General features: G+C 67.6%; 18 protein-coding genes. 13 read left to right on the forward strand and 5 right to left on the reverse strand.

Features of this window, described 5'->3' with window-relative positions; translation table 11 throughout:
* The first annotated feature begins 27 nt into the window (after positions 1 to 27).
* The 4 genes from ABH900_RS06660 to ABH900_RS06675 all read left to right on the forward strand — a co-directional run bounded on the left by ABH900_RS06660 (position 28) and on the right by ABH900_RS06675 (position 5,399).
* Complete coding sequence (locus ABH900_RS06660; RefSeq protein ID WP_429622111.1) at positions 28 to 462, forward strand: hypothetical protein; 435 nt, start codon at positions 28 to 30, stop codon at positions 460 to 462.
* 82 nt (positions 463 to 544) lie between these two features.
* Entirely contained in the window at positions 545 to 1,045 is a 501-nt protein-coding gene (locus ABH900_RS06665) for an RNA polymerase sigma factor (RefSeq protein ID WP_429622112.1), read from the forward strand.
* A gap of 104 nt (positions 1,046 to 1,149) precedes the next feature.
* On the forward strand, positions 1,150 to 2,082 hold the full coding sequence (locus ABH900_RS06670; RefSeq protein ID WP_429622113.1) for a FecR family protein: 933 nt from the start codon (positions 1,150 to 1,152) through the stop codon (positions 2,080 to 2,082).
* A 398-nt stretch (positions 2,083 to 2,480) separates the two neighbouring features.
* On the forward strand, positions 2,481 to 5,399 hold the full coding sequence (locus ABH900_RS06675) for a TonB-dependent receptor domain-containing protein (RefSeq protein ID WP_429622114.1): 2,919 nt from the start codon (positions 2,481 to 2,483) through the stop codon (positions 5,397 to 5,399).
* Between the two features lie 125 nt (positions 5,400 to 5,524).
* Here the strand turns inward: ABH900_RS06675 and ABH900_RS06680 are convergent, their stop codons facing one another.
* Entirely contained in the window at positions 5,525 to 5,782 is a 258-nt protein-coding gene (locus tag ABH900_RS06680; protein WP_429622115.1) for a DUF2789 domain-containing protein, read from the reverse strand.
* Positions 5,783 to 5,890: 108 nt separating this feature from the next.
* Between ABH900_RS06680 and ABH900_RS06685 the strand changes: the two genes are divergently transcribed.
* The 5 genes from ABH900_RS06685 to ABH900_RS06705 are packed head-to-tail and all read left to right on the forward strand — an operon-like array spanning position 5,891 to position 8,843.
* Positions 5,891 to 6,478: a biliverdin-producing heme oxygenase gene (locus tag ABH900_RS06685; RefSeq protein WP_429622116.1), complete on the forward strand. Its 588-nt coding sequence runs from the start codon at positions 5,891 to 5,893 to the stop codon at positions 6,476 to 6,478.
* Between the two features lie 31 nt (positions 6,479 to 6,509).
* Positions 6,510 to 6,977 (forward strand): YbaN family protein, encoded by a 468-nt coding sequence (locus ABH900_RS06690; protein ID WP_429622117.1) that lies wholly within the window; start codon positions 6,510 to 6,512, stop codon positions 6,975 to 6,977.
* A complete protein-coding gene (gene exbB, locus ABH900_RS06695; protein ID WP_429622118.1) occupies positions 6,964 to 7,692 on the forward strand; it encodes a tonB-system energizer ExbB in 729 nt (242 codons plus the stop codon). The genes ABH900_RS06690 and exbB overlap by 14 nt, the downstream gene beginning before the upstream one ends.
* Positions 7,693 to 7,701: 9 nt before the next feature.
* On the forward strand, positions 7,702 to 8,127 hold the full coding sequence (exbD, locus tag ABH900_RS06700; RefSeq protein ID WP_429622119.1) for a TonB system transport protein ExbD: 426 nt from the start codon (positions 7,702 to 7,704) through the stop codon (positions 8,125 to 8,127).
* A complete protein-coding gene (locus ABH900_RS06705; RefSeq protein ID WP_429622120.1) occupies positions 8,124 to 8,843 on the forward strand; it encodes an energy transducer TonB in 720 nt (239 codons plus the stop codon). The genes exbD and ABH900_RS06705 overlap by 4 nt, the downstream gene beginning before the upstream one ends.
* Before the next feature lie 77 nt (positions 8,844 to 8,920).
* Here ABH900_RS06705 and ABH900_RS06710 read toward each other — a convergent pair whose 3' ends face one another.
* Entirely contained in the window at positions 8,921 to 10,948 is a 2,028-nt protein-coding gene (locus ABH900_RS06710) for a sodium-translocating pyrophosphatase (RefSeq protein WP_429622121.1), read from the reverse strand.
* A gap of 283 nt (positions 10,949 to 11,231) precedes the next feature.
* Between ABH900_RS06710 and ABH900_RS06715 the strand changes: the two genes are divergently transcribed.
* A complete protein-coding gene (locus tag ABH900_RS06715; protein WP_429622122.1) occupies positions 11,232 to 11,735 on the forward strand; it encodes a hypothetical protein in 504 nt (167 codons plus the stop codon).
* Between the two features lie 41 nt (positions 11,736 to 11,776).
* Here the strand turns inward: ABH900_RS06715 and ABH900_RS06720 are convergent, their stop codons facing one another.
* Positions 11,777 to 13,636, reverse strand: a complete 1,860-nt coding sequence (locus ABH900_RS06720) for a potassium transporter Kup (RefSeq protein ID WP_429622343.1) — start codon at positions 13,634 to 13,636, stop codon at positions 11,777 to 11,779.
* A gap of 199 nt (positions 13,637 to 13,835) precedes the next feature.
* Positions 13,836 to 15,092 (reverse strand): 6-phosphofructokinase, encoded by a 1,257-nt coding sequence (locus ABH900_RS06725; RefSeq protein ID WP_429622123.1) that lies wholly within the window; start codon positions 15,090 to 15,092, stop codon positions 13,836 to 13,838.
* A gap of 136 nt (positions 15,093 to 15,228) precedes the next feature.
* Here ABH900_RS06725 and ABH900_RS06730 point away from each other — a divergent pair, with 136 nt between their 5' ends.
* From ABH900_RS06730 to ABH900_RS06740, 3 genes are all read left to right on the forward strand, one after another.
* Positions 15,229 to 15,792: an adenylate kinase gene (locus tag ABH900_RS06730; protein ID WP_429622124.1), complete on the forward strand. Its 564-nt coding sequence runs from the start codon at positions 15,229 to 15,231 to the stop codon at positions 15,790 to 15,792.
* A 329-nt stretch (positions 15,793 to 16,121) separates the two neighbouring features.
* On the forward strand, positions 16,122 to 17,486 hold the full coding sequence (mpl, locus tag ABH900_RS06735; protein WP_429622125.1) for a UDP-N-acetylmuramate:L-alanyl-gamma-D-glutamyl-meso-diaminopimelate ligase: 1,365 nt from the start codon (positions 16,122 to 16,124) through the stop codon (positions 17,484 to 17,486).
* Complete coding sequence (locus ABH900_RS06740; RefSeq protein ID WP_429622126.1) at positions 17,483 to 18,061, forward strand: LON peptidase substrate-binding domain-containing protein; 579 nt, start codon at positions 17,483 to 17,485, stop codon at positions 18,059 to 18,061. The genes mpl and ABH900_RS06740 overlap by 4 nt, the downstream gene beginning before the upstream one ends.
* Positions 18,062 to 18,239: 178 nt before the next feature.
* Here ABH900_RS06740 and ABH900_RS06745 read toward each other — a convergent pair whose 3' ends face one another.
* Positions 18,240 to 20,234, reverse strand: a complete 1,995-nt coding sequence (locus ABH900_RS06745; RefSeq protein ID WP_429622127.1) for a VTT domain-containing protein — start codon at positions 20,232 to 20,234, stop codon at positions 18,240 to 18,242.
* Positions 20,235 to 20,310: the final 76 nt, after the last annotated feature.

The raw sequence follows: 20,310 nt of genomic DNA on the forward strand, positions 1-20,310 counted from the left end.
GCACGATCGCTGGTCTGTGCGCTTCTGATGGCAGCCAACGCCCAGGCCGAACCCCTCTATGTGGATGCCCGTGACTACCCCAATCCGGCAACCGGACGCGAGCGCTTCCTGGCTGCCGAACGCCTGTTGGTGCGCGGCTTTGACGATATCTGCGGCGATACCTTCTGCGAAGGGCAGTATTACAACCTTCGGGCAATGCGCCTGCGCTGCTCGGTGCAACGGGCCACCGGTGTTGTGGCCAGTTGTGTCTGGACTTTCGCCGGAAGCTACACCTGGGTCCACCAGGCCGGGCGGATCGATGTCGACCAGGGAAGCTATGCCTGTGTGCTGCCACTGGCGGTGGGAACCCGTTTGGATGAGCTGCTGGCAGCGTGGGAGGGAGCGGCCGGGAATGACGCCCTGCATGCAACCCTGCCCGGAACCGATACCCACGTGTACGAGGGGCTGACCGATTGCCTGTGACCATGCTGATAATGCAAACGTGACTGATTCGCATTAACGGAGTAGCATGCGCGGCGCCTCCCGTCTGTCTCCGGCTCCGCGCATGTCCTCCAATGCCGCCACCCTCACCGAACTGCTGATCCGCGAGCGGCCGGCATTGCTGCGTCGCGTGCAACGCATCCTGGGGGGCGACAACGGCGCCGAAGACGTGATCCAGACGGTCTGGTTCAAGGCCCGCGGCGTCGATGACAGCCAGGCCATCGACAACCCGCGCGCCTACCTGTACCGGCTGGCCGCGAACCTGGCCACCGATCATGGCCGTGAATCAACCCGCCGTAATCGCCTGCTGGCCGACCACTACCTGTGGGGGCCGGACGAAGTGGTCTCGACCGAGGAGCAGGCGATGGCGCAGGACGAGCTGCAGCGCGTGCTTGACGCGGCCGGGCATCTGCCGGAGCCGACGCGCACGATCTTCCGGCTCAATCGCCTGCAGGGCCTGACCCAGGCCGATATCGCGCGCCGCCTGGGCGTGTCGGTGACCACGATCGAAAACCATGTGCGCACGGCGCTGCAGCGCTTGGCGTGGGCGCGCAGCGGTCGATGATTGTCCCGGCTTGGGGTTCGCCCTCGCTGAAACGTCTTGATTACTGGACCGTGCATGCGGTCTAGTTCCTCCGCCTGCGCTTGAGTGCGCCAGTCCGCCAGCCGATGAGCCCGCCGAACCTGCTGTCCGCCGCCGATGATGACACCCTGGCCGAACAGGCCCGGGGCTGGATCGCGTGGCTGGCGTCGGGCGATATCAGTGATGCGCGCATGGGCGAGTTCGAGCGATGGCTGCATCAGCCTGGCCACCGTCGAGCCTTCGAGCATGAGCGCGCGCTCTGGCGCAGCATCGGGCCGCGTCCGACATCAACCCCCATCGCACGGCGACGGCCGCGGCGTCTGCGCTGGGCGATGGCCGCGGCGGCAATGCTGGCGATGCTGGTGGTATGGCCGGAGGCGTGCCTGCGCCTGCAGTCCGATCATCGCAGCACGCATCAGGTGCAGAACGTGCTGCTGCCTGATGGCAGTCGTGCGGTGCTGGACGCCGACAGTGCGATTGCCGTGCGCTTCAGTGCGAACGTCCGCGAGGTCGAGCTGCTGCGCGGGCGCGCCTGGTTCGAAGTCAGCCCGGATGCACAGCGGCGTTTCAGCGTGCGCGCCGGCAATGGCCTGGTCGAGGACATCTCGACGGCCTTTACCGTCGCGCGTGGCGACGGCAGGGTGGAAACCCAGGTCGGGCAGGGCAAGGTGCGTGTGGCCAGCCCGGCCGATGGTGGATGGACCTACCTGCAGCAGGGGCAGCGTGCGGTCTACGGTGAACACAGCGGAGTCACGCGACTGGCTGACGTGACCGCCGACAGCGTCGGCGCCTGGCGCCAGGGCGAGCTGCTGCTGGAGCAGGCCCGCGTGGCCGATGCGGTGCAGTGGGTGGGCCGCTATCGTGCCGGTCCCACCTTCGTGCGCGGTGACCTGTCGCAGTTGCCGGCGGTGAGCGCGGCGCTGCGCATCGATCGCCCGGAACAGGCGTTGGATGCATTGGCTGCCACGGCTGGACTGAAGGTCACCCGGCTGCCGTTTGGCGTCGCCATCGTCCAGTAGATCCACGCCATGCGTGGATGAGCGATGCGAGCAACCTGCAGCCACGCATCGCGTGGCACTACTGAAGCATTCGACGTCCAGTAGATCCACGCCATGCGTGGATGAACGATGCGACCAACCTGCAGCCACGCATGGCGTGGCTCTACTGACGCATTCGACATCCGGTCGATCCACGCCCTGCGTGGATGATCATCGCGATCCATCCCGGTGTGCCGACCAACGGTCGGCACCCACCGCGACCGAAAACACCTCCGCGACCGAAAATCCGTCTTGGGGTTTCTGCCGGCCCATCCGTCCTACTCCGCGAACGTACCCGCCGCCGCCACGTACGTCGCCGTGTCCGCGCATGCCGCGGATGACGCCGCGCCCGCGGCACCGATTACCTGACAGGTTCCCCCATGTTCGACTTCCCCCGCCCGGGCCGCGCACCGCGCCCGTCCCGCCTGTGCATCGCGTTGCTGGCTGCCGGCCTGGCCAGTGCCGCGCCGTCCGTATTGGCGCAGAGCGCCGCAGGTGGCCACGCTGTCGTGCAGCGTTTCGACATCCCCGCGCAGCCGCTGGACGATGCATTGCGCAGCTACATGCGCCAGTCGGGCGTGCAGGTGGTGTACCCGGCCAGCCTCACCCAGGGCGTGACCTCGCGCGCGATCAGCAGCAGCCTGTCCGCCAGCGAAGCGCTGCAGCTGCTGCTGCATGGCACCGGCCTGGCCGTGCGCCGTGTCAGTGCCGACGCGGTCACGCTGGAAGCTGCGACGCCGGTGCAGGCCGGCGCGGGCGTAATCGTCACCGAAACGCTGAGCGTGGCCGGTGACCGCGTCGGTGACGGGTCGGCCAGCGATGAAGCGCGCCTGCTCGACAGCTACCGCAGCGTCGGCTCGACCACCACGCTCAACCGCACGCACCTGGAGCGCTTCCGTGGCACCTCCAATGGTGACATCGTCAAGGGTATCGCTGGCGTCACCGCCGGCGATCCGCGCGTAGGCAACGGCTTCGACGTCAACATCCGCGGCATCCAGGGCCAGAGCCGGGTACCGGTGATCATCGATGGTGGCCAGTCCAGCATGGACACCTACCGTGGCTACGCCGGCCAGTCGCAGCGCAGCTATCTCGATCCGGACCTGATCTCCAGCCTGACCATCACCAAGGGCCCGAGCCTGCAGGCCAACGCATCCGGCGGCATCGGCGGCGTGGTCGAAATGGAAACGCTGAAAATCGGCGACGTACTGCGCGAAGGCCGCGACTTCGGCGTGCGTGTGCGCGGCGGCCTGGCCAATGCCAGTGCCAACAATCTGCCGGCCTACGGCGCCGCGCCGCGCACCGACCGCAGCGCCACCGGCAGCCAGTTCTTCAACGTGGCGGGCGCAGGGCACTGGGATCGTTTCGATCTGGTCGCCGCATACGCCTACCGCGACAACGGCAACTACTTTGCCGGCCGGCATGGCTATGACGACTTCCCGCAGACCCGTCGCACGCTGGCACCGCTGAATCCGCCGCGCACTGAAGTGTTCAACACTTCCTCGCGCTCCAAGTCGGCGCTGCTCAAGGGCACCTGGCGCATCGACGATGCGCAGACCCTGGAAGCCGGCTACCGCCGCTATGAAGGCACCGCTGGCGAGATCATGGCCTCGCAGATCATTCGCGTCGACCGCGACCGCATCCCGCAGTGGGACCCGGGCCACGTCGACATGGACAGCTACAGCCTGCGCTACCGCTTCAACCCGGACAACGAGCTGGTCGATCTGCGCGTCAACGCCTGGTACACCGATACCGACAGCGTGATGTACAACAGCCTGACCGGCATCACCCCGTGGTATTTCGATCGCCGCACCGAGTGGTACGACGCGCCCAGCTTCAGCGGCGATCCCGGCTACAAGGACGCCTACCGCAATCCGCTGCGGCAGAAGCGCTTCGGCCTGGATGCCAGCAACACCTCCAAGTTCGATACCCGTGCCGGTGCGTTCACGCTCGACTACGGTCTGTCCTACAGCGATGAAGACATCGCGCCGGGCAGCTCGGGACCGGTCATGCATGACGACCTGGTCAACAACCGCTTCCTGCGTAATGCCGAGCGCAAGGAATACAGCGCGGTTGCCTCGCTGAAGTGGCAGCCCGACGAGCATTGGGAGCTGCTGGCCGGTGGCCGCTGGAACCGCGTGGATGTGCATGACCGCAACCGCCTGGCCACGCCTGACGCCTACGAGGTACAGGGCCAGTACCGCTACACCGAGCTGCTCAACGGCAACCCGGCGCTGCCGTCGTGGCGCGCCAAGCGCATCGCGCTGCTGAACTGGTATCCGGACGCCAACGGCAACTTCACCCAGCAGTCGTTGCTGGCCTCGCCGTACAAGAAGGGCACGGTGGCCGACATCGGCGGCTGGAACTTCTACGACGCCGGCAAGGCACAGGACCTGGAAGTGCCGGTCAGCTGGAGCTGGTCGCAGCCGATCCGCCGCCGCGACAGTGCGTTCTCGCCGACCGCCAGCGTGGCCTACCGCTTCAGCGAAGACACGATGGTCTACGTGAAGTACGCCGAAGGCACCAAGCTGCCGAGCCTGTTCGAGACCACGCTGGGATTGTTCACTGCCGCCAAGCCGGTTGGCGAGTTGAAGCCGGAACGCGCGCGCAGCTGGGAAATCGGAGCCAGCACCATCCGCTACGACCTGTTCACCAACGGTGACCGCCTGGCGTTGAAGCTGGCCTACTTTGATACCCGCATCGACGACCTGATCACCCGCGACTACCGCACGCTGTCGGCCGGTCTCATCCGCAACGTCGACCAGTTCAAGGTGTCGGGCATGGAGTTCCAGTCCAGCTATGACAGCGGCAAGGTGTTCGCCGACCTGTCCGCGCATTACTACTTCAAGGCCAAGACCTGCGCACCGGACATCGCCGCCGAGCGCCGTGCCTATGGGGTACAGCGCAAGAACGCGGAGTTGGCCGGTACGCCGGACTGCGTGGATGGCGGCTTCGAGGGCTCGTACACCAACACGCAGAATCCGCCGCGCTACATGGTCAACCTGACCCTGGGCTCGCGCCTGTTCGACGAGCGCCTGACGTTCGGCACCCGCGTGATTCACAACGCCGGGCCGATCAGCAAGCTGGACAAGGAGTGGAACGTGGGCCTGTCGGCGATCCAGCAGCTGTACCGGCCGACCACCCTGGTCGACCTGTTCGCCAGCTGGACCTTCAACGACCAGTGGTCGGTGGAAGCGGGCGTGGACAACCTGACCGACCGCTACTACCTGGATCCGCTTGCCCTGGGCGTGATGCCGGCACCGGGCCGTACCGCGCGGCTGGCGCTGACCTGGAAGTACTGAGCGGAGGGGTCGGATCCCTTTCCTGCGGAAAGGGCTCTGACCCCATCGGTTCGGCCATCCACGCATGGCGTGGATCTACTGGCGATCTGCCTGTGGGGTAGTGCCGGGCCATGCCCGCCGCCTGCTTACAGCCCGGTCGCGGCCTTCACCGCATCTTCGTGCAGTGATTCGTTCAGCTCATCGACCACGGTGCTCCACGCCGCATCGGCCTGCAGCGACTCGGACAGGAACTGGCGCTGGGCATCGTTCCAGTAAGGTGCCTCGGCCACTTCAACGTCGGTGGCCAGCTGGTGCCCACGGATGAAGTCGGCGATGCCCTCGGCGCTGGCATCCAGGCCCAGCTGCAGGAACAGGTTGGTCATGCGCGGTTCGGTGGTGATCATCGTCGGTTCCGGGTGGAAGAAGGGGATGGCCCATTATCGGCGCACACGGGCTTGGGGAAAGCCCCGCAGCATACGTCTACAGCAGGACGACCCTCCTGGCATTCCCCCATGAACGCACACATCGCTCCTGAAGACAGCCGCAGCCTGCGGCTCAAGGCCGCCACCCGCGACAGTCACGGCGCCCTGGACAAGCGCATCATGGCCGGCGACATCTTCGCCGACCGCAGCAACTTCGCCCGCTTCCTGCGCGTGCAGTACCGCTTCCACCGCAGCATCGACGCGTTGTATGCCAACCCAGCGCTGGATGCACTGCTGCCTGACCTGGCCGAGCGCCGCCGCCTGCTGCAGGTCGCCCGCGACCTGCAGGACCTGGAACAGACGACGCCGGGCGAAGACATCGCCGCGCTGCCGTCGGACCTGGCGCTGCCGGATGCGTTGGGTTGGCTGTACGTGGCCGAAGGCTCCAACCTGGGCGGCACCGTGCTGTACAAGATGGCCGCCAAGCTCGGCCTGGATCGCGACTTCGGCGCCCGTCACCTGGCCGCGCACCCGGATGGCGCCGCCCGTCACTGGCGTGAGTTCACCGCCGCACTGGACGCGGTGCCGCTGAGTGCCGAGCAGGAGCAGCAGGTGATCGATGCGGCCGACGCCGCGTTCCGCAGTGTGCACGGCCACGTTGAAGTGGAATTCTCCTGATGCACGGCTCCTGCCCACAGGCGCAACCCTGATGCGCTGGCTCTGGTTCGCGCTGGGCTGGCTGATGGTCGGCCTCGGGGTGATCGGCGCATTGCTGCCGGTGATGCCGACCACCATCTTCCTGATCCTGGCGGTGGGCTGCTTCGCGCGCAGTTCGCCGAAGTTCGAGCAGCGCCTGCTGGCGCACCCCCGCTATGGCCCGTCGCTGCGGCTGTGGCGTGAACAAGGCGCAGTCTCGCGCAAGGGCAAGGCGTTCGCCAGCGCGGGCATGGCCGTGGGGTTTGCGATGTTCTGCTGGGGCGCGCATCCGTCCTGGCGCCTGCTGCTGGGCGTGGGCCTGTTCTTTGCGGTCAGCGCCGGCTATGTGCTCAGCCGCCCGGCGCCGCGCTTGGACCCTGCGCCACTGGTGGAAGTAGACGATGCCAATGATCCGCGCGCGGCCCGCCGCCGTGCTGCTTCCCCCGATACCGATGGAACCCGAGACGATGCTGCCTGCTGACCTGGCCCCCGTGGCCGCCCCCGCACTGACGCCCTGGGGCATGTACCTGGCCGCCGATGTGGTGGTGAAGGCGGTGATGATCGCGCTGGCCCTGGCATCGCTGGCCACCTGGACTGTGCTGCTGGCCAAGGGCTGGGAACTGGCCCGTCAGGCCCGGCAGCTGCGTGCAGCACGCGCGCTGTTGCTGCAGGTGCCGAGCCTGCCCACCGGAGGCGCCGATGCCAGCGTGCTGCAGGGCACTGCGCTGGCAATGCTGGATGCGGCGCGCACCGAACTGCGCCTGTCGCAGGATCTGGATAGCCGCGACGGTATCAAGGAACGCGTCGCCTCGCGGCTGGATCGGATCGAACTGGACACGGCGCGCGTGCAGCGGCGCGGTATCGGGGTGCTCGCCAGCATCGGCGCGGTGGCGCCGTTCGTCGGCCTGTTCGGCACGGTGTGGGGCATCATGAACAGCTTCATCGGCATTGCCCACAGCAACACCACCAACCTGGCGGTGGTGGCCCCCGGTATTGCCGAGGCGCTGCTGGCGACCGCGCTGGGCCTGGTCGCGGCGATTCCGGCGGTGCTGGTCTACAACCACTTCAGTCGTGCGCTGGCCGGCCTGCGTGGGCTGCTCGGCGATCTGTCGGCCGCAGTACAGCAGCTGGTGTCGCGCGATCTCGATCGCACCGCTCCGCGCACCGCAGCGACGCCGCTGCGCGCGGTGCACTGAGGTACGACGATGGCGATCAGGACTGCATCCGACCGCGACGACGCACCGGAAGAAGCACACGAGATCAATGTCACGCCCTTCATCGACGTGATGCTGGTGCTGCTGATCATCTTCATGGTGGCCGCGCCGCTGGCCACCGTATCGGTGCCGGTGCAGCTGCCGGCCAGCAGCGCCGGTGCCACGCCGCCGGACCAGGCACCGGTGTACGTGACCGTGCAGGCCGATCTGTCGCTGCGCGTGGGCGAGCAGGCGGTGGCACGCGACAGGCTGGCTGCTGCACTGTCGGCAGCGACCCGCGGTGATACCGAACAGCGCATCTTCCTGCGCGCCGATACCCGCGTGCCTTACGGCGAACTCATGGCGACGCTGGACGGGCTGCGTGCCGCAGGCTACCTGAAGGTCGCACTGGTCGGCCTGGAGCAGGGCGCGCGATGAGTGGACTGCGGCGCTGGGCGACCAGCCTGGCGATCGTGTTGCTGGTGCATGCGCTGCTGATCGGCGCGGCCTGCTGGTGGGCGGCGCGTGCACCGGCTTTGACGGCTGCCGCCCCGCCAGCGGCACTGATGCTGGAACTGGCACCGATGGCACAGGCGCCACCGGTGCCGCCGCGTGAGGTCGCCACCGGGCCGCTGCAACAGCAACAGCAGCGGCAGGCACCGAAACCGGCGCTGCGTGAGCAACCCAAAGCGCCGGTGCTGCCGCAGGGCGATCTGCCGCCGCCGCGTGCGCCGGAGCCGACACCCTCGCCGGAGGCTGCCGACACCAATGTCGCGCAGACCAGCGCACCTCCGCAGGTGGCCGCCGACGCGGCCGCACGCTACACCGCACCACAGACCACGGCCGGCGAACGCAGCCGCGCCGAGGCGACCTGGGAAGGCCGCCTGCTCGGGCATCTGCAGAAGCATCGTCGCTATCCACGTCAGGCCGAGCGGCTGCGCCAGCAGGGCGTGGTCTACGTACGATTTGCCGTAGCTCGCGATGGTGCAGTGTCCGGATTGAAGCTGGGCCGCAGCAGTGGCTTCGAACTGCTCGACCAGGAGACGCTGGATACCGTGCAGCGTGCCAGCCCGGTGCCGGTACCGCCGGCCGAGGTGGCCGGCGACCCGGTGGAGGTGATGGTGCCGGTGTCGTTCTTCCTGCGCGGGCGGTGACGGCACCGGGGTCGGATCCCTTTCCGCAGGAAAGGGCTCTGACCCCATCGGAGCCGTCATCCACGCATGGCGTGGATCTACAGCAGCGGCACCAGCAGCAGCGCCACGATGTTGATGATCTTGATCAGCGGGTTGATCGCCGGGCCGGCGGTGTCCTTGTACGGGTCGCCGACGGTATCGCCGGTTACTGCGGCCTTGTGCGCTTCGCTGCCCTTGCCACCGAAGTGGCCATCTTCGATGTACTTCTTGGCGTTGTCCCACGCGCCGCCGCCGGTGGTCATCGAAATGGCCACGAACAGGCCGGTCACGATCGTGCCGATCAGCAGGCCACCCAGTGCGCGCGGCCCCAGCAGCAGGCCCACCACCACCGGTACCGCCACTGGCAGCAGTGAGGGCACGATCATTTCGCGGATCGCCGAACGGGTCAGCATGTCCACCGCCTTGTCGTACTGCGGCTTGGCGGTGCCCTGCATGATGCCGGGGATCTCGCGGAACTGGCGGCGCACTTCCTCCACCACGGCGCCGGCGGCGCGGCCCACCGCTTCCATCGCCATCGCACCGAACAGATAGGGAATCAGGCCGCCGATCAGCAGGCCGATGATCACCGTGTGGTCGCTGAGGTCGAAGCGGAATTCCTGGCCTGGATTGGCCGCCTGCAGGTTGTGCGTGTAGTCGGCGAACAGCACCAGTGCCGCCAGCGCCGCCGAACCGATGGCATAGCCCTTGGTCACCGCCTTGGTGGTATTGCCCACCGCATCGAGCGGATCGGTGATGTCGCGGATCTCCGACGGCAGCTCGGCCATCTCGGCGATGCCACCGGCGTTGTCGGTGATCGGCCCATAGGCATCGAGGGCGACGATCATGCCGGCCATCGACAGCATCGCCGTGGCAGCGATGGCGATGCCGTACAGGCCACCCAGCGCGAATGCCCCCCAGATCGCCGCACACACCGCCACCACCGGCAGCGCGGTGGACTTCATCGAGATGCCCAGGCCGGCGATGATGTTGGTGCCGTGGCCGGTGGTCGAGGCCTGTGCTACGTGCTGCACCGGCTTGTACTGGGTACCGGTGTAGTACTCGGTGATCCACACGATCAGGCCGGTCAGCACCAGGCCGATCAGCGCGCAGCCGTACAGTGCGATGGGCCCGTGCACGTTGTCGCCCATCAACCCGGTGGTGATCGGGTAGAAGGCGATCGCAGCCAGCACACCGGAGACGATCACGCCTTTGTACAGCGCACCCATGATCGAGCCGCCCGGCTTCACCTTGACGAACAGCGCACCGATGATCGAAGCGATGATCGATACGCCACCCAGTACCAGTGGATACAGCACCGCGTTGGCACCGGCTTCGGCCAGCATCAGGCTGCCCAGCAGCATGGTGGCGATGACGGTCACCGCATAGGTCTCGAACAGGTCGGCGGCCATGCCGGCGCAGTCGCCGACGTTGTCACCGACGTTGTCGGCGATCACTGCCGGGTTGCGCGGGTCATCCTCGGGAATGCCGGCTTCGACCTTGCCGACCAGGTCGGCGCCAACGTCGGCGCCCTTGGTGAAGATGCCACCGCCCAGGCGCGCGAAGATCGAGATCAGCGACGAGCCGAACGCCAGGCCGACCAGCGCGTGCAGTGCCTGCTCCATCGGCAGGCCCATGCGCAGCAGCAGCGAGTAGTAGCCGGCTACGCCCAGCAGGCCCAGCCCGACCACCAGCATGCCGGTGATGGCTCCGCCGCGGAAGGCGACGTCCATTGCGGCGCTGATGCCGTGACGTGCGGCCTCGGCGGTGCGCACGTTGGCGCGTACCGAAACATTCATGCCGATGTAGCCGGCCGCGCCGGACAGTACCGCGCCGATGGCGAAGCCAATGGCGGTGTACCAGCTGAGGAAAATGCCAACCAGCACGAACAGCACCACGCCGGCGACGCCGATGGTCAGGTACTGGCGGTTGAGATAGGCGCGCGCGCCTTCCTGGATGGCGGTCGCGATCGCGACCATGCGCTCATTGCCGGTGGGTTGGCGCAGGATCCAGCGCGCCGAGACGATTCCGAACAGGATCGCGAGGATGGCGCAGCCCAGCGCCAGTGACAGCCCGTGACGTTCCAGCATTAGACCCCTCCGCAGAATGGATGATGAGCATCCAGTGGCGATGAACTTCACCACGAAGGGGACGACGGGCTGCAGCCTGGAACCAACCCGTGCCGACCATGGCGGTCGTCCAACGTATGGCGGTGTTCAGCATTCCCTGGTGCCCGCAGTATGCGTGCACCAGCGCCGGGATGGTAGCGCCGGGCCATGCCCGGCGAGCGCAGTGGCTGCTCGATGGATGCGCCTTTGCACCCCGTTAAGCCAGTCTCTGCAAGCCTGCGCCCAGTCCTGAAGGAGATTTCCGATGCGCCTGTCCCTGTTGATGCTTGCCGCTCTGGTCCCGGCCGTGCCGGCACTTGCCGCGGAAACCCCGGAGCTGCAGCGCGCAGTCGGTGCACCCCAGGCGGTGGGCGTGGTGCACACGCTGCGGCAGATCCCCGAGGCCTGTGCCCGGCTGGAAGGTGCGTTCACCGGCCAGGCCGCCGAGTCCTACCGCTTCTCCGCCGTGCGCATCAGCGAGCAGTGCCAGCCGCGTGCACGTTTCGTCGACTACACCAAGGCACAGCCGAGTACCGACAAGGGCTGGAAGCTCAATGATGTGATCCGCGTGCCCAACGCCGCATGCCCGGCGCAGCAGGCTGTGGTGCGGGTGTGGCGCCTGCCGGTCAACAATGCGCAGTCTTTGGACGGCCAGGGCCAGTCGCGCATCTACCTGGAAGAGGCGAAGAAGCAGGCGGCGGCCGGCCAGATTCCGCAGGTGACGATGTTCGCCGCGCAGTTGCAGATGGAAGGCAAGGCCTGCAATTGAGGCTGAGCATCCACGCATGGCGTGGATCTACTGCATGCCGCTCACACCGGCACCTGGCGCCCGATCAGCACCACATTGTCCTTTGGCAGCTGCAGGAAGTCGGCGGTGTGCAGTGAATTGCGCGCCATGAATGCAAACAGCGCCTTCTGCCAGCGTGCTGGACCTTCATGGGAGTCACCGGGCACCACTTCCAGGTAGCCGATGTAGTAGGTGGCTTCGGCCAGAGCCAGTTCCGGGGCCAGGGCGGAGGCCTGCTGCAGAGCGGCGGGCACGTCGGACTTTTCCATGAAGCCGAAACGCGTGGTCGCGTGCCAGTAGCCCGGGCGCAGCTGTTCCAGCCGCAGGCGCTGGCTGTCGTTGATCCATGGCACGGATTCGTTGACGACATTGACCACCAACAGGTGCTGGTGAAGCGCGCCGTTGTGACGCACATGCCAGGCCATCACCGGCGGCACGCCCTCATCGCTGCGTGACAGGAACACACCGGTCCCCGGCACGCGCGGGATGGAGGCTGTCTCCAGTTCTGCCATGAACACGTCCAGGTCGATCGCCTGTTCGCGCACGTGCGCCAGCACCATCGCCACGCCGCGGTGCCAGACCCGCATCAGGCCGAACACCATCGCCGCCAGCAGCAGCGGAACATAGCCGCCATCGACGAGCTTGTCGAAGTTGGCCAGGAAGAAGGCCAGGTCGATGCACAGGAAGAAGCCGGCAACCAGCAGGGTGCGCAGCCGGCCCCAGCCCCAGATCTCGCGCATGGCCACGGCCAGCAGGCTGGAGGTCAGCAGCATGGTGGTGGCCACGGCCAGGCCGTAGGCCGAGGCCAGGTTGTCCGACTTCTGGAACACCAGGATCAGCGCAACGGTCACCCCCATCAGCAGCCAGTTGACCACTCCGATGTAGATCTGGCCATGGCCCTGCGCCGAGGTCTGCTTCACCCGCAACCGCGGCAGCCAGCCCAGCTGCATGGCCTGCCGGGTCATCGAGAACGCACCGGTGATGATCGACTGGCTGGCGATGATGGTGGCCAGCGTGGCCAGGCCGACGTAGGGCACCAGCAGCATGTCCGGGCACAGGCGGAAGAAGATGTTGTCGGTGGTCGGCGTGCCGGTCATCACCAGCGCGGTCTGCCCGGCATAGTTGAGCAGCAGGCTGGGCAGCACCACCACCGACCAGGCAACGCGGATCGGCCCGGCGCCGAAGTGCCCCATGTCCGCGTACAGGGCTTCGGCACCGGTGACACAGAGGAACACGCCACCCAGGATCAGGAAGCCGGAATAGCCATTGGAGAACAGGTAGTGCAGCCCGAGCAGCGGATTGAGGGCCTGCAGCACCTGCGGGTGGCGGAGGATGCCGGCGATGCCGAGCACGGCCATGACCAGGAACCAGAGCAGCATGATCGGGCCGAACGCGCGGCCGATCTTCGCCGTGCCCAGTGGCTGGATCGCAAACAGGGCCACCAGGATCACCGTGGCGGCCGGCAGCACGTAGGGCTCGATGTCGGCGGTGACCAGCTTCAGCCCTTCCAGTGCCGACAGCACCGAGATGGCCGGCGTGATCGCACCATCGCCGTAGATCAGCGCCGCACCGAACAGGCCCAGCGCCACGATGACCGGGCGCTTGTGCCGCTTGATGCCCAACAGCGACATCAGCGCGAGGATGCCGCCTTCGCCATCGTTGGTGATGCGCATGGCCAGGGTCACGTACTTCACCGAGGTGATCACGATCAGCGTCCACACGATCAGCGACAACACTCCCAGCGCGACGGTCTCGGTGGCCACGCCGGCGCTGCGGCTCATGCCGAGGATGGTCTTGAGGGTGTACAGGGGGCTGGTGCCGATGTCGCCGAATACGACACCCAGCGCCGCCAGACCGGAGGCCGACAGCCCGGCGCCGCGCAGTGTTGCGCCGGAGGGGGAGGGCGATGGGCGAACGGAGCGGCTCAGGAGCGACCTCGCCCGCGGCGGGCTGTGCAGGAAGCCCGGTCAACGGCGCACCCACCCGGGCACGGCACGCCCGGACCGGAGGCAGGCACGCGCAGGCAGCTTCCGGCGCGTGCCGTGGTGATGCAGTGAAGCTGCGCGGGTGCGTAGCGCCGGTTCAGCCCTCGAAGGCCGGCAGCTTCTTCTTCACCGCCACATTCTTCAGCGTGACGTACTTCGGCAGGCCGTCGGCGCCGTAGGGCAGTGGCGCTTCGCCCTTGATCAGCGGCGACAGGTAGGCACGTGCCTTGGCGGTGATGCCGAAGCCATCGCGGCGGATGAAGCCAGCGGGCATCTTCTTCTCGTGGTTGGCGATCTTCGACAGCGGCGCCGCCTCGATCTTCCAGCGATACGGCGCATCGCTGCTGCGCACGATCACCGGCATCACCCCGTTCTGGCCCTTCAGTGCCAGCTGCACGGCCGCCTTGCCGACTGCTTGGGCCTGCTCCCAGTCGGTCTTGCTGGCCAGGTGGCGGGCCGAGCGCTGCAGGTAGTCGGGCAGGGCCCAGTGCACCTTCAGGCCCAGCTGGTCCTTGACCCGGCCGGCCAGGTGCGCGGCCACGCCGCCCAGCTGCGAATGGCCGAACGAGTCCTTGCCGCCACCGGCATCGGCGACGAAGCGGCCATCGGCGGTGGCGATGCCTTCCGAGGCCACCACCACGCAGTAGCCGACGCGCTCGACCACCGCCTTCACCTTGGCCAGGAACACGGCCTCGTCGTAGGCGCGCTCGGGCAGCAGGATGATGTGCGGGGCCTGGTCATCGCCATTGCCGGCCAGGCCGGCGGCCGCGGCCAGCCAACCGGCGTGGCGCCCCATCGCCTCGTAGATGAAGACGCGGGTGGAGGTTTCGGCCATCGCCGCCACGTCCAGCGCCGCCTCGCGCACCGACACGGCGGTGTACTTGGCCGCCGAGCCGAAGCCGGGGCAGGTGTCGGTCACCGCCAGGTCGTTGTCGATGGTCTTGGGCACGCCGATGCAGGTCAGGTCGTAGCCGGAGGCCTGGGCCAGCTGCGAGACCTTCAGCGCGGTGTCGGCCGAGTCGTTGCCGCCGTTGTAGAGGAACCAGCGCACGTCGTGCGCGCGCAGCACCTCCAGCAGGCGGTCGTAGCGGGCGCGGTCGGCGTCCAGCGATTTCAGCTTGACCCGGCACGAGCCGAACGCGCCGCCGGGGGTATGGGCCAGGGCGCGGATGGCCGCGGCGCTCTCCTTGCTGGTGTCGATCAGCTCCTCGCGCAGCGCGCCAAGGATGCCGTTGCGGGCGGCCAGGACCTTGATGCCCTTGGCCCGCGCCTGTTCGATCACCGCCGCCGCCGTGGCATTGATGACCGCGGTGACGCCGCCGGACTGGGCGTAGAGGAGAGTACCGTTGCGCATGCTTCTACCTGCTCGGGGGAGGGGACATTGCAGGGACATTACCCGGATGCGCTAAAGTGGCGCTATTGCGGTGCAGCGATACCGGACCGTCCGGGACGCGAACCTTCTTAATTTTCAACACGTTGGAGTCAGGTCAATGCGATTGGTTCTGTTGGGACCGCCCGGTTCGGGCAAGGGGACACAGGCGACGCGCCTGAAGGAAAAGCTGGACATCGCCCACATTTCGACCGGTGACATGCTGCGCGCGGAAATCGCCGCCGGCTCGGAGCTGGGCAAGCAGGCCAAGACGGTGATGGACGCCGGCAATCTGGTCTCGGACGAGATCCTGCTGGGCATGCTGAAGTCGCGCCTGGCCCAGGCCGATGTCGCCAAGGGCTTCATCCTCGACGGTTATCCGCGCAACGTCGCCCAGGCCAATGCGCTGGACGGCATGCTGGCCGGGATCGGCCAACCGCTGGACGCTGTGGTGCAGCTGGACGTGGCCACCGAACTGCTGGTCGATCGCATCGCCGGTCGTGCCAAGGAGCAGGGCCGTGCCGACGACAACCCGGAATCGGTGCGCCAGCGCCTGCAGGTCTACAACGACCAGACGGCCCCGGTGGTCGATTTCTACGCCGGCCGTGGCACCCTGGCCCGCGTCGACGGCGTCGGTGAGCTGGACGAGATCGAAGCCCGCATCCTGGCCGCGATCAAGGGGTAATCCGGCAGGGCTGGCCTGCTGCCGCCCCGCACGGACACAAAAAACACAGGCCTGGTCCGTGAGGATCAGGCCTGTGTCGTTTCATAGGCGCCAGCGAAGGGCTTGCTCAGGGCCCCGCAGCATGAGCTCCCTTGGGGATGGCCTCTTGGGGAGTAGGACCGGTTCGGGTACTGCGGCTGGCAGTTCGAATTGTGTCCGGGTTCACAGAACATCGCTATCGGGAATTCCCTGACAGTCGATTGGAGTTTTCTCACATCCCATGTAGGGGTTGTCTTACCCGGGATCGGACATTGGCCCTATACAGCCGTCATCGGTCACAATCCTCGGTCATGAGCAGCGTACATATCCTTGCAATCGCCGGCACCTTCATGGGCGGCGTGGCCGCCCTGGCGCGGGAACTGGGCCATACGGTCAGTGGCAGCGACCAGGCCATCTATCCGCCGATGTCGACCCAGCTCGAGCAGCTGGGCATCACCCTGGACCAGGGCTACCGCGCCGACAGCGTGCCGGCCGGCACCGACGAGGTGGTGATCGGCAACGCGCTCTCGCGCGGCAATCCGGCCGTGGAGGCGGTGCTCGACGCCGGCCAGCGCTACATTTCCGGTGCGCAGTGGCTGTCCGAGCAGGTCCTGCCGGGCCGCGACACCCTGGCCGTGGCCGGCACCCACGGCAAGACCACCACCACCACCATCCTCACCTGGCTGCTGGAAAGCGCCGGGCGCTCGCCGGGCTTCCTGATCGGGGGCGTGGCCGAAGATTTCGGCGTCTCCGCGCGCGTGGGCCAGGGCCGCGAATTCGTGGTCGAGGCCGATGAGTACGACACCGCCTTCTTCGACAAGCGCAGCAAGTTCGTGCACTACCGGCCGCTGGTGGCCATCCTCAACAACCTCGAATACGACCACGCCGACATCTTCCCGGACGTGGCCGCGATCCAGCGCCAGTTCCACCATCTGGTGCGCACGGTACCGGCACGTGGCCGGCTGATCGTCAATGGCGAGGACCCGCACCTGGCCGAGGTGCTGGCGATGGGCTGCTGGACCCCGGTCGAGCGTTTTGGCTTCGACCCGTCGCTGGAATGGCATGCCGAGTTGCTGGCCGCCGATGGCAGCGCGTTCCGCGTGCACCATCGCGGGCAGGCATTGGGCGACGTGCAGTGGTCGCTGCTGGGTCGCCACAACGTGCTCAATGGCCTGGCCGCGCTGGCCGCCGCACATGCCGTGGGCGTGGCGCCGGCCGAAGTGATTCCGGCACTGGCGCGCTTCCGCAGCGTCAAGCGCCGCATGGAAGTGATCGGCAGCCATGACGGCATTACCGTCTACGACGATTTCGCCCATCACCCGACCGCGATCGCCACCACGCTGGAGGGCCTGCGTGCCAAGGTCGGCGATGCGCGCATCGTGGTTGCGATGGAGCCGCGCAGCAACTCGATGCGGCTGGGCGCGCATGCGCAGGCGCTGGCCCCGTCGCTGGCGCTGGCCGACGAGGTGGTGTTCCTGCATCGCCCGGAACTGGCCTGGGATGCCGCAGCCGTGATCGCGGCGGTGCGCGGTGAGGCGCATGCCGTGCCGGATACCGACGCATTGCTGGCCCAGCTGCAGTCCAGCGCGCGCCAGGGCGACCACGTGGTGTTCATGTCCAACGGCGGCTTCGACGGCGCACCGCGCCGCTTCCTCGCCGCCCTGCAGGCCCGATGAGCACCGATACCCTGCTGCCGTTGTTTCCGCTGCACACCACGCTGGTGCCGGGTGCGGCCGTTGGCCTGCGCGTGTTCGAACGGCGCTACCTCGACCTGGTCCGCGACAGCGGCCGCAGCGGCGAGGGTTTCGGCGTCTGCTTGATCCTCGAGGGGCAGGACGTGGGCGCACCGGCAACGCCGGCCGCCTATGGCGTGCAGGTACGCATCGAGGACTTCGATGTCGGCGCCGATGGCGTGCTGCAGCTGCGCCTGCGCGGCACCCGCCGCTTCCATGTCGAGCGCACCCGCGTGCGCGACAACGGGTTGGTTGTGGCCAACGTGCGCTGGTGCGAGGAAGACCCTGACGACGAACTGCGGCCGCAGCACGCGCTGTTGGCCACGGTGCTGGGGCACATCATCGAACAGGCCGGCGAGGCCTATGCACCGGCCACGCCGGCATTGCTGGACCAGGCCAGCTGGGTCGGCTGGCGGCTGGCCGAGCTGTTGCCGTTGAGCGAGCAGCAGCGCCTGCAGCTGCTGCAGCTGGATGATCCGCACCAGCGTCTGCAGCAGTTGCTGGGCTGGATGCCGTAAGCCCTGCTTCTGGTGGGTGTGCACCTTGGTGCACACGCTTGGGCTTGCGTGAGGAACGCCATCCACGCATGGCGTGGATCTACCTTCGCCGGGCGTGCCCTCGTGTTATCACGCCGAATCCCATGTTCGCCGGGCATGGCCCGGCGCTACCACGCGGATTCCATGCCCGGCGAACCGATCACGGCGTAGTCTTCAACCGCAGCACCGGCAACCCGGTTTCGCTGTGCACGGCCTCGCGCTGCGGCAGGCCCTGCACGGCCTCCTTCACCGCGTTCATCGCCGGGTCGACCCCGCGCACCGGATGCCACATGCCGATCCACTCGAAATGGCGCTCGTAGCGCAGGGTCTGTGCGCTGCCCAGCCACAGCGGGGTCGCGCCCGGCTGCAGCTGCGCCGCCGCCGGCCACAGGCGCAGCACGTAGCGCTCGTCCGGCTTGGCGCCCTGGCGCACCATCAGCAGTGCTTCCACGCGGGTTTCCAGCGTTGCCGGAAGCACCGGCAATTCATCGGCACCGGTGTTCTTGTCCAGCATCAACAGCGCTTCCTGCCAGCCGGCCTGTTCCTGCCGCTTCCAGCCGCGTGCTTCCAGCTGCGCCTGCAGCGGCGCCAACGGACCGGCCACCTGTACGTCCAGCGGCCAGCGCTGGTCGTCGTCGAATTCATTGCGGCGGGCCGGCAGCGTTGCCCAGTCCTGCTGCCACCAGGCCTGCATGTCCATCGCCTGCGGGGCCGGCAGGGTCGGCTCGAAGCGTTCCAGCTTCACCGGGATGTGGCGCGGCGCGTACCACATCGCCGCCAGCGCAAAGACGCCGTAGAACAGCCAGGCCACCGGTTTCACCCAGAACGAGCGGTTGAAGCGGCGGCGGTAGGCGATGCCCAGCACCAGCAGCCAGAACGTGCCGAACAGCATGCCGCCGATCACATCGCTCAGCCAATGTGCGCCCAGGTACAGGCGCGAGAAACCGATCAGGCTGACCACGATGCCCGACACCAGGTACGGCCAGACGCGGGTGCGGCCGGGCATCTCGCGCGCGATCAGCACCGCGAAGAAGCCGAAGGTGATGGTGGCCATGGTCACCGACACCGACGGGAAGCCGAAGCCGCTGCTGGCATCGACCGGGCGCACCACATCCACGGTGGCGCCGAGCAGCATGGTCAGTGCCAGGCCGAAGGCGAGTGCCGCCAGCCAGTGTGCAGCGGCCATCCAGCGCCGGCGCCAGATCAGGTAGCCCATCGCCGCTGCCGTGGCCGGCAGCAGCACCTGCCATGCGCCCAGCGAGGCCAGTGCGGCCATCGGGTAGTCGGCCAGCGGGTTGCGCAGCGCCAGCATTGCCTGGTGCACCAGCAGGTCGATCGCCAGCGGTTCACCGTGCGCGACCACCACGGTCAACAGCGCGAACCAGCCCCAGCCCAGCACCAGCAGCATCAATGCCAGCATCGCCAGCGGCACCGACTCGCGGCGCTTCGGGTCCAGCACGCCCACCGTGTAGCGGCCCAGCGTCGGATGGCGGTTGGACCAGTCCAGCAGGCGTGCCAGCCAGTTGTCCATGCGCGCGGCCGACCAGCGGTAGCCGTACAGCACGATGGCCCAGACCAGGCCGAGGATCACCACCAGCAGGCCGACCACCACCACCAGGCGTCCGGCCACGGCGGCGACGGCGTCGTACGCTTCGCCGAGCACCCAGCCCGGCGCGAGGAACAGCACGGCCCAGGAAATGCTGGCGATGCCGCTGGCCTGCATGTAGCGGCTGGCCGGCATCTTCAACATGCCGGCGATGGCGGGCACGAACGGCCGGATCGCGCCCACGTAGCGCGCCACCAGGATGCTCTTGAACGCATTGCGGCGGAACAGGTTCTCGCCGCGGTCGAGCAGCTGCGGGTAGCGGCTGAACGGCCACACGCCACGCAGGCGGTCGCCCCAGCGGCGGCCGATCCAGTAACTGATGCCGTCACCGGCAAATGCACCCAGCGCCGCCGCGGCCACCGCGTACGGCCCGGAGATCTGGCCCAGGCCGATGAACACGCCCACCGCGAACAGCAGCGGCAGCGCCGGCACGATGGCACCGAGAATGATCACCGCATCGCAGAAGGCGATGAGGAAGATAACGGCACCCGCCAATACGGGGTGAGCGGCAATCCACGCAAGCGTGGCGTCGATCCATGAAGAGTCCATTGCCCGATTATAGGGGCGCGAAGGTGACTGGTTCCCAGCCCCTTCGTGACCGTTTGCAACCAGCGCCATCGCCTAG

The organism is Stenotrophomonas sp. AN71 (assembly GCF_050435725.1).
Lineage (GTDB): Bacteria > Pseudomonadota > Gammaproteobacteria > Xanthomonadales > Xanthomonadaceae > Stenotrophomonas.

Bases quoted from the DNA above. Each gene is read 5' to 3' on its own strand.
- ABH900_RS06680 (WP_429622115.1), bottom strand. From the start codon at position 5,782: ATGATCACCACCGAACCGCGCATGACCAACCTGTTCCTGCAGCTGGGC.
- exbD (WP_429622119.1), top strand. From the start codon at position 7,702: ATGGCGATCAGGACTGCATCCGACCGCGACGACGCACCGGAAGAAGCA.
- ABH900_RS06690 (WP_429622117.1), top strand. From the start codon at position 6,510: ATGCGCTGGCTCTGGTTCGCGCTGGGCTGGCTGATGGTCGGCCTCGGG.
- mpl (WP_429622125.1), top strand. From the start codon at position 16,122: ATGAGCAGCGTACATATCCTTGCAATCGCCGGCACCTTCATGGGCGGC.
- ABH900_RS06670 (WP_429622113.1), top strand. From the start codon at position 1,150: ATGAGCCCGCCGAACCTGCTGTCCGCCGCCGATGATGACACCCTGGCC.
- ABH900_RS06740 (WP_429622126.1), top strand. From the start codon at position 17,483: ATGAGCACCGATACCCTGCTGCCGTTGTTTCCGCTGCACACCACGCTG.
- exbB (WP_429622118.1), top strand. From the start codon at position 6,964: ATGCTGCCTGCTGACCTGGCCCCCGTGGCCGCCCCCGCACTGACGCCC.
- ABH900_RS06745 (WP_429622127.1), bottom strand. From the start codon at position 20,234: ATGGACTCTTCATGGATCGACGCCACGCTTGCGTGGATTGCCGCTCAC.
- ABH900_RS06660 (WP_429622111.1), top strand. From the start codon at position 28: ATGGCAGCCAACGCCCAGGCCGAACCCCTCTATGTGGATGCCCGTGAC.
- ABH900_RS06710 (WP_429622121.1), bottom strand. From the start codon at position 10,948: ATGCTGGAACGTCACGGGCTGTCACTGGCGCTGGGCTGCGCCATCCTC.
- ABH900_RS06665 (WP_429622112.1), top strand. From the start codon at position 545: ATGTCCTCCAATGCCGCCACCCTCACCGAACTGCTGATCCGCGAGCGG.
- ABH900_RS06730 (WP_429622124.1), top strand. From the start codon at position 15,229: ATGCGATTGGTTCTGTTGGGACCGCCCGGTTCGGGCAAGGGGACACAG.
- ABH900_RS06705 (WP_429622120.1), top strand. From the start codon at position 8,124: ATGAGTGGACTGCGGCGCTGGGCGACCAGCCTGGCGATCGTGTTGCTG.
- ABH900_RS06715 (WP_429622122.1), top strand. From the start codon at position 11,232: ATGCGCCTGTCCCTGTTGATGCTTGCCGCTCTGGTCCCGGCCGTGCCG.
- ABH900_RS06725 (WP_429622123.1), bottom strand. From the start codon at position 15,092: ATGCGCAACGGTACTCTCCTCTACGCCCAGTCCGGCGGCGTCACCGCG.
- ABH900_RS06675 (WP_429622114.1), top strand. From the start codon at position 2,481: ATGTTCGACTTCCCCCGCCCGGGCCGCGCACCGCGCCCGTCCCGCCTG.
- ABH900_RS06685 (WP_429622116.1), top strand. From the start codon at position 5,891: ATGAACGCACACATCGCTCCTGAAGACAGCCGCAGCCTGCGGCTCAAG.